The sequence below is a fragment of the Variovorax sp. 20P10.2.4 genome (genome assembly GCF_058244205.1).
On sequence record NZ_JBZAYE010001013.1, the window covers coordinates 1 to 1,764 of the forward strand.

Sequence of the window (1,764 nt, forward strand, 5' to 3'; positions counted from 1 at the left end):
GCCAGCTGGTGACGCGCGCGCGCAAGGAAGACCACTGCTTCGCGAGCGAGGAGCACGAGCTCGGCGTGCAGGCGCTGGCCGTGCCGCTGCGCGACATGCAGGGCCACACGGTGGCCGCGCTCAACGTGGTGCTGTCGGGCGCGCGCTACCAGGAGGAGGCCGTGCGGCGCGACATGCTGCCGCTGCTGTTCGAGGCCGCGCGCGAGGTGCGCGCGCTGCTTTGAACTTCGCCCGACCCCACCGCCTCGAACCGCCAAACCAGAACATCAGGAACCCGCTATGCGACTGCTGCTCCTCGAAGACGACGTGATGATCGGCGAAGCCGTGCTCGACCTGCTGCGTGCCGAGCAGTACGCGGTCGACTGGGTCAAGGACGGCGACAGCGCCGAGTCGGCGCTGCGCACCCAGGACTACGACCTGGTGCTGCTCGACCTTGGCGTGCCGCGCCGCGACGGCCTGGAGGTGCTGCGCAACCTGCGCGCGCGCAAGCAGCGCATGCCGGTGCTGATCGCCACCGCGCGCGACTCGATCCAGCAGCGCATCGAGGGCCTGGACGCCGGCGCCGACGACTACGTGCTCAAGCCCTACGACCTCGACGAGCTGCTGGCGCGCATCCGCGCGCTGCTGCGCCGCGCGGCCGGGCGTGCCGAGCCGGTCTACGAACACATGGGCGTGAGCATCAATCCCGCCACCCGCGAGGTCAGCGTGGCCGGCCAGCCGGTGGTGCTGTCGGCGCGCGAATGGGCCGTGCTCGAGCCGCTGCTGGCACGGCCGGGCATGGTGCTCTCGCGCGCGCAACTCGAGGAGAAGCTCTACAGCTGGAAGGACGAGATCAGCAGCAACGCGGTCGAGGTCTACGTGCACGGCCTGCGCAAGAAGCTCGGCGCGGAGCTGATCCGCAACGTGCGCGGCGTCGGCTACATGGTGCCGAAGGCGTGAGCGGCGTGAGGGGCGTGATGGGACTGGCCGCGCGCATGACCGGCTCGCTGCGCGCGCGCCTGCTGTGGTTCCTGCTCGCGGCCATCGTGCTGGCGGCCGGCGCGCAGGCGCTGGTGGCCTACCGCACCGTGCTCAAGGAGGCCGACGAGATCTTCGACTACCACATGCAGCAGATGGCGCTGTCGCTGCGCGCCGGCCTGCCGCCCAGCGCGGCGGTGGGCGGACTCGGCGGCGCCGAGCAGAACTTCGATTTCGTGGTGCAGGTCTGGACCGCCGACGGCGTGCGCATCTTCGAATCGGCCGACCAGGCCGCGCTGCCGCAGCTCGCGGTGCTGGGCTTCGCCGACGTGCGTGCGCGCGGCACCACCTACCGCGTGTTCTCGATGCAGACGCGCGGGCTGGTGATCCAGGTGGCACAGGACATGGCGGCGCGCCAGCACATGGCCGGCACCCTGGCGCTGCGCACCGTCGCGCCGGTGGCGCTGATGGCGCCGCTGCTGATGCTGGTCGTGTGGTGGGTGGTGAGCCGCTCGCTCGCGCCGGTGGCGCGCGTGCGCACCCAGGTGGCTTCGCGCCAGGCCGACGATCTCTCGCCCGTGAGCGAGGAGAAACTGCCCGACGAGGTGCGCCCGCTGGTGCAGGAACTCAATCTGCTGTTCGACCGCGTGCGGCAGGCCTTCGAGGCGCAGAAGCACTTCGTGGCCGACGCGGCGCACGAGCTGCGCTCGCCGCTGGCCGCGCTCAAGCTGCAGGTGCAGGGCCTGCAGCGCGCCACCGACGACGGCGCGCGCGAACTCGCCATCGGCCGATTGGTGGCGGGCATCG

The 1,764-nt window shown here is 71.7% G+C and carries 3 protein-coding genes; all 3 read left to right on the plus strand.

The window, feature by feature from the left end; genetic code table 11:
* The coding region (locus tag AC27VN_RS40530) for an IclR family transcriptional regulator domain-containing protein (RefSeq protein WP_490880371.1) at positions 1-224 on the plus strand (224 nt) is incomplete at its 5' end.
* A 55-nt stretch (positions 225-279) separates the two neighbouring features.
* Complete coding sequence (locus AC27VN_RS40535; protein ID WP_057592472.1) at positions 280-939, plus strand: response regulator; 660 nt, start codon at positions 280-282, stop codon at positions 937-939.
* A 17-nt stretch (positions 940-956) separates the two neighbouring features.
* A partial coding sequence (locus tag AC27VN_RS40540) for a histidine kinase dimerization/phospho-acceptor domain-containing protein (RefSeq protein ID WP_490880372.1) occupies positions 957-1,764 on the plus strand: 808 nt, incomplete at its 3' end.